This window comes from Betaproteobacteria bacterium, assembly GCA_016791345.1.
Classification (GTDB): Bacteria; Pseudomonadota; Gammaproteobacteria; order Burkholderiales; family JAEUMW01; genus JAEUMW01.
Genome location: JAEUMW010000413.1, coordinates 1 through 4,356, shown reverse-complemented (window position 1 = coordinate 4,356; position 4,356 = coordinate 1). Strand labels below are relative to the sequence as shown.

At 65.3% G+C, this 4,356-nt stretch carries 5 protein-coding genes and 1 pseudogene; 1 reads left to right on the top strand and 5 read right to left on the bottom strand.

The genetic code is table 11. From position 1 onward, the window contains the following. Nucleotides 1-61 precede the first annotated feature (61 nt). Nucleotides 62-469 (top strand): annotated as a pseudogene (locus JNK68_15830) (hypothetical protein). 55 nt (nucleotides 470-524) lie between these two features. On the opposite strand, the gene JNK68_15825 reads toward JNK68_15830, so the two are convergent. From JNK68_15825 to JNK68_15805, 5 genes are all read right to left on the bottom strand, one after another. Beyond that, the gene (locus JNK68_15825; protein ID MBL8541813.1) at nucleotides 525-938 is read right to left on the bottom strand and encodes a DUF86 domain-containing protein; all 414 of its coding nucleotides are present in this window, start codon (nucleotides 936-938) and stop codon (nucleotides 525-527) included. Beyond that, nucleotides 931-1,335: a nucleotidyltransferase domain-containing protein gene (locus tag JNK68_15820; GenBank protein ID MBL8541812.1), complete on the bottom strand. Its 405-nt coding sequence runs from the start codon at nucleotides 1,333-1,335 to the stop codon at nucleotides 931-933. The genes JNK68_15825 and JNK68_15820 overlap by 8 nt, the downstream gene beginning before the upstream one ends. A gap of 165 nt (nucleotides 1,336-1,500) precedes the next feature. After that, the gene (locus JNK68_15815) at nucleotides 1,501-2,118 is read right to left on the bottom strand and encodes a cyclodeaminase/cyclohydrolase family protein (GenBank protein MBL8541811.1); all 618 of its coding nucleotides are present in this window, start codon (nucleotides 2,116-2,118) and stop codon (nucleotides 1,501-1,503) included. A gap of 9 nt (nucleotides 2,119-2,127) precedes the next feature. Then, the gene (locus tag JNK68_15810; protein MBL8541810.1) at nucleotides 2,128-2,985 is read right to left on the bottom strand and encodes a methylenetetrahydrofolate dehydrogenase; all 858 of its coding nucleotides are present in this window, start codon (nucleotides 2,983-2,985) and stop codon (nucleotides 2,128-2,130) included. Between the two features lie 91 nt (nucleotides 2,986-3,076). Continuing rightward, nucleotides 3,077-4,330 (bottom strand): aminotransferase class V-fold PLP-dependent enzyme, encoded by a 1,254-nt coding sequence (locus tag JNK68_15805; GenBank protein ID MBL8541809.1) that lies wholly within the window; start codon nucleotides 4,328-4,330, stop codon nucleotides 3,077-3,079. Between the last annotated feature and the right edge of the window lie 26 nt (nucleotides 4,331-4,356).

The following is a 4,356-nucleotide window of genomic DNA, read 5'->3' as shown; positions in this document are numbered from 1 at the left end:
TTCCTGTATGCGACAGCACGGGCGCACGTCTCCGCATGACGCCTCTGCGTCGACCACCCCGCTCTGGATCTACGACCTGCGCACCAACAAGCACTTCACGCTGAAGACCAACCCGCTCAAGCGCTCAGACCTGGACGAGTTTGTGGCGCTCTACAACCCGGCCAACCGACACCAGCGCAAGGCGACGTGGTGTCCTGATCTGGATTCCGGCTCGGAGGCCGGAACGACACCCCAGGGCCGCTGGCGCGTGTACGAATACGACGAGCTGGTGGCGCGCGACAAGGCGAGTCTCGACATCTTCTGGCTCAAGGACGAGAGCTTGGCCGACAGCGACAACCTGCCGCCGCCGGAGGTGATCGCCCAAGAGATCGTCGAGGATCTGGAGGCGGCCTTGGAACAGTTTCGGTTGATTGCTGGGGATTTGAACGGCGGCGCTGCGGGAGCGACGTGTGAGGGCAGTGGGCAGTGAAGCAGCCTTTGGGCAACCTCACGTTCTGGCTGGATGTACGCGGACGGCGCCACGTCTACGAGCCCAGTCTCGCTCTGACCGCCGCCACGAACGCGAGCAGATCGTCGAGACGGTTCGTCACGATGTCCTCGACAATTCGCAGATCCACCGTTTCGTAACCGTGCACCACCACATTGCGGAAACCGGCCATGTCGCGCAGCGCCGCGGTGAGCGACGCAGGAATCCACCCTGCCTTGTGCAGAAGATCGAAGAGCTGACGATTCGTTTCCGGCTCGCCCAGCCGGTCATCCGAAACGATATGGGAGGCCGCATCGAGCGCTGCCTGCACGGCGAGCTGCAGGGTGTGCACGATGAACCGCTCCTCGCGCACGTCACGCCTCAGGAGGTCGAGCCGCGCAAGCGTCCGTAGCTCGCGGACACACGTCTCGATGAAGGCGATCCGCTTCAGGACGACGTCGCGGTCAACCATGCGCTTGCGCCGCCCTGCGATAGCGGTCGAGGATGGGCTTGAGATCGAAATAGGTGTTGCGGGCGCGGACCTCGAACCGGATGCGCTCGCTTGGCCGCGGGTCGAATATCAACACGCCGTCCCGCAACACGCGGTGCACCAGATCGACCGGTGCACAATTCAGGAATACCACGTCGACCCGGCGCCCGAGGACTCCTTCCAGCTCGCCGGCCAGTGCCACCGCCGAGCCGGCGAGGGTCGGCGGCGGATCGCACTCCAGCAGGACGCCGACATCCACGTCGCTGCTGGGGCGCGCCGTCCCGCGAGCGACGCTGCCGAACAGGTAGACGCAGATCACGCCACGAGAGTGAGCCTCGAAATACTCGCGAAGGCGGCCGTAAATGTGCGCGGCATCCATCTGCACAGCGTACCGGATGTATCGGTCGCCGACCATCCTGCCCCATCCTGTCCTGCGACGTAATTCCAGCTCGCCTGCGCAAAGCCGTTGCAGCGGCTGATAGACCAGTTTCGGGCTGGCGGCGTGTCAGTCGGTCACGGTTCGCGGGCGACCGCCAGCAGAGACCTACAGCTTCGACTTGACGAGCGCATAGACGGCGGCGCTGTCCTCGCCGCCGGCGTCGATCAGCGCAGCGATCGCCCTGCTTGCACCGTCGGCGAAGGCCTTGTCCTCGATGCTCGGCACGTTGATCCAGACGTTGAGCGCGGCGCTCTTCAAACCCGCCTCGGCCGCGGCGACGGCGACTCCGGCATCGCTTACCACCTGCAGATTTCCCTTCTCCGCGGCTTCGCGTGAGAGCGCGATGGCTTCGACGCAGGCGCGAGCGCAGGCGAGCGGGACTTCGGTCGCGCGCTTGAGCGCATCCTGAATCGCCTGCTTTCGCGCGGCCTTCTCCTCGTCGGTCTGCTTCGGCAGACCGTACGCGGACATGAGCGTCCGAAACACCGCCTGATCGTCTTCCATCATCGCGGTCAGGCGCGCGCGCAGTGCTTCGGATTGCTCGCGCAGTGCGCTCATGTCGGTTTCCACCGCAGCGTACTTCGGCTTGCCGAGGGTCAGGTTGCACACCATCGAGACCAGCGCGGCGCCGGTGGCGCCCATCAACGCCGCTGCCGCGCCGCCACCCGGCGCAGGAGCGTTGCTCGCGAGTGCATCGAGAAAGGATTCCAGACTCTGGCTCATGGTGTCACCTCACGCCATTTCCTTGGCGACGGCATAGATCTCTTCCGCGTCGAAGACACGGTCGTTGGCTTCGAACAGCTTGCCGATGCACGCGCGATGCACGGCGAGTTTCAGCGCGCCGAAACCGATCGCCCCCCACACCACCTTGCCGCTGCGCTCCTTCGACTTGTCGAACATTTCGACGCCGTCCACACCGAGCGGCGGCGTGGCATTCGCATCGGCGATGAGTTCCAGCGCTGCGTGCTCCTGCCAATGCCCCTTCTCCAGCAGTTGCACGCCCGCCGCCCCGGTGGCAAAGCACACGTGTGCGCCCTGCAGAGCCGCTGCACGCTCTTCGTTGCTGACCGCCTGAACCGGCGTCACCGCGACGCCGAAGCGCTGCTGAATCTGGTCGCACGAGGCTTGAGCGCGCTCCATCTTGCGCGAGGTGAGCGATACGGTCGCGCCTTCGCGCGCGAGCATCACGGCAGCGCGCATGCCGACCGGGCCGGTACCGGCGAGCACCACGGCCTTCTTGCCGGCGAGGCTGCGGTTCTTCGCCATCACCGCGACGCCCGCCGCAGCGGTCGTATTCGAGCCGTTGGAGTCGAGCATCACCGACACGCGAAAGTCGGCGAAGAACTTCTTCTTCACCGCCTTGAACAATGCTTCGCCTTTCGCCATGTTGCTGCCGCCGACGAAGATCGCGGTGAAGCGCTTCTCCTTCGGCGCGCGCGTGAAGATCGCGCCGTCGGTGATCCAGTGCACGTTGTCGGGGTCGATGTTGGCGTAGGGCACCACGTGATCCGCGCCGCCGTCATAGGCGACCACGGTGTCGAAGGTGGCGGGAATCGGATCGGGGTCGAGCTGCAGGAGAAGTTTCTTCATGTGCGCGTCCAGTCGTGAATGAAGCTGCCGGAGTTCCGGGCGAAGCGACGCCGCCGGGCTGGCTTGCCCGGCGGCGCAAGTCGTCTCTCGCTTATTGTCCTTCGAGTGAACCGACCGAGTGCGAAGCGTAGACCACTTCCTGGCGGCTCACGCGCTTCTTCGGCACCGGGTCGGTGCGGCGCCAGTATTCCTGTGCGGCGGCCACCCCGCTGCCCGGCTCGATGTCGATGCCGACATCGCGCATCGCCATCTCCGCGCCGCCGAGCGCGCCGAGCAGCATGAGCTCGTTGAGATCCCCCAGGTGACCGATGCGGAACACCTTGCCCGCCACCTTCGACAGGCCCGCGCCCAGCGCCAGGTTGTAGCGGCGGAACGCGACGTCGATCACGTGCGCGCCGTTGATGCCTTCGGGAACGACGATCGCGCTCACCGTGTCGGACCACCACTTCGGTTCCTTCGCGCAGAGACTCAGCCCCCAGCCGTTGAAGACGGCCTCGCGCACGCCCTGGGCAAGCCGGTTGTGGCGCGCGAAGATGTCTTCGAGCCCTTCCTCGAAGATGATGTCGAGGGACTCGCGCAGGCCGTAGAGCAGCGGCAACGCCGGCGTGTACGGGAAATAGCCGGCCGGGTTGCTCTTGATCATGTCATCGAGATCGAAGTAGCAGCGCTTCATCTTCGCATCGTTGCGCGCGGCGAGCGCCTTCTGGCTGACGGCGAGAATGCCGAGCCCGGCGGGCAGCATCAGCCCCTTTTGCGAGCCGCTGACGACGCAGTCCGCCTGCCACTCGTCCATGCGGAAATCGATGCTGGCGAGCGAACTCACGGTGTCGACGAAGAGCAGCGCAGGGTGCTTCGCCGCGTCCATCGCCTGGCGCACGGCTTCGACGTCGCTCGTGACACCGGTGGCGGTTTCGTTGTGGCAGACGATGACCGCCTTGATCTTGTTCTCCTTGTCCGCGCGCAGCTTGGATTCGACCACCTCGGGCGGCACGCCCTCGCCCCATTCGACATCGACGATGTCCGGCTCGAGCCCCAGGCGCTCCATCATGTCCGCCCACAGATGGCTGAACTGGCCGAAGCGGAAGGTCAGCACCTTGTCGCCCGGCGAGAGCGTGTTGGTGATCGCTGCCTCCCAGGCGCCGGTCCCGGATGACGGGAAGATGAAGACCTGCCCGGTCTCGGTCTTGAAGACCTTCTTCAGGTCCTCGAACAGGCTCTTGGTGAGATCGGGAAAGCGGGAGGAGCGGTGGTCTTCCATGGCCACCATCATGGCGCGCTGGACGCGGTCCGGGATGTTGGTCGGTCCGGGAACGAAAAGGAAGTTGCGCCCAGGTATGCGGTTCATGTTGTTTGCCTCCATCCGAATGGTCT

What these genes read in the sequence shown, in the direction of transcription:
- JNK68_15825 (MBL8541813.1), bottom strand. Translation starts at nt 938, where the DNA reads ATGGTTGACCGCGACGTCGTCCTGAAGCGGATCGCCTTCATCGAGACG.
- JNK68_15820 (MBL8541812.1), bottom strand. Translation starts at nt 1,335, where the DNA reads ATGGATGCCGCGCACATTTACGGCCGCCTTCGCGAGTATTTCGAGGCT.
- JNK68_15815 (MBL8541811.1), bottom strand. Translation starts at nt 2,118, where the DNA reads ATGAGCCAGAGTCTGGAATCCTTTCTCGATGCACTCGCGAGCAACGCT.
- JNK68_15810 (MBL8541810.1), bottom strand. Translation starts at nt 2,985, where the DNA reads ATGAAGAAACTTCTCCTGCAGCTCGACCCCGATCCGATTCCCGCCACC.
- JNK68_15805 (MBL8541809.1), bottom strand. Translation starts at nt 4,330, where the DNA reads ATGAACCGCATACCTGGGCGCAACTTCCTTTTCGTTCCCGGACCGACC.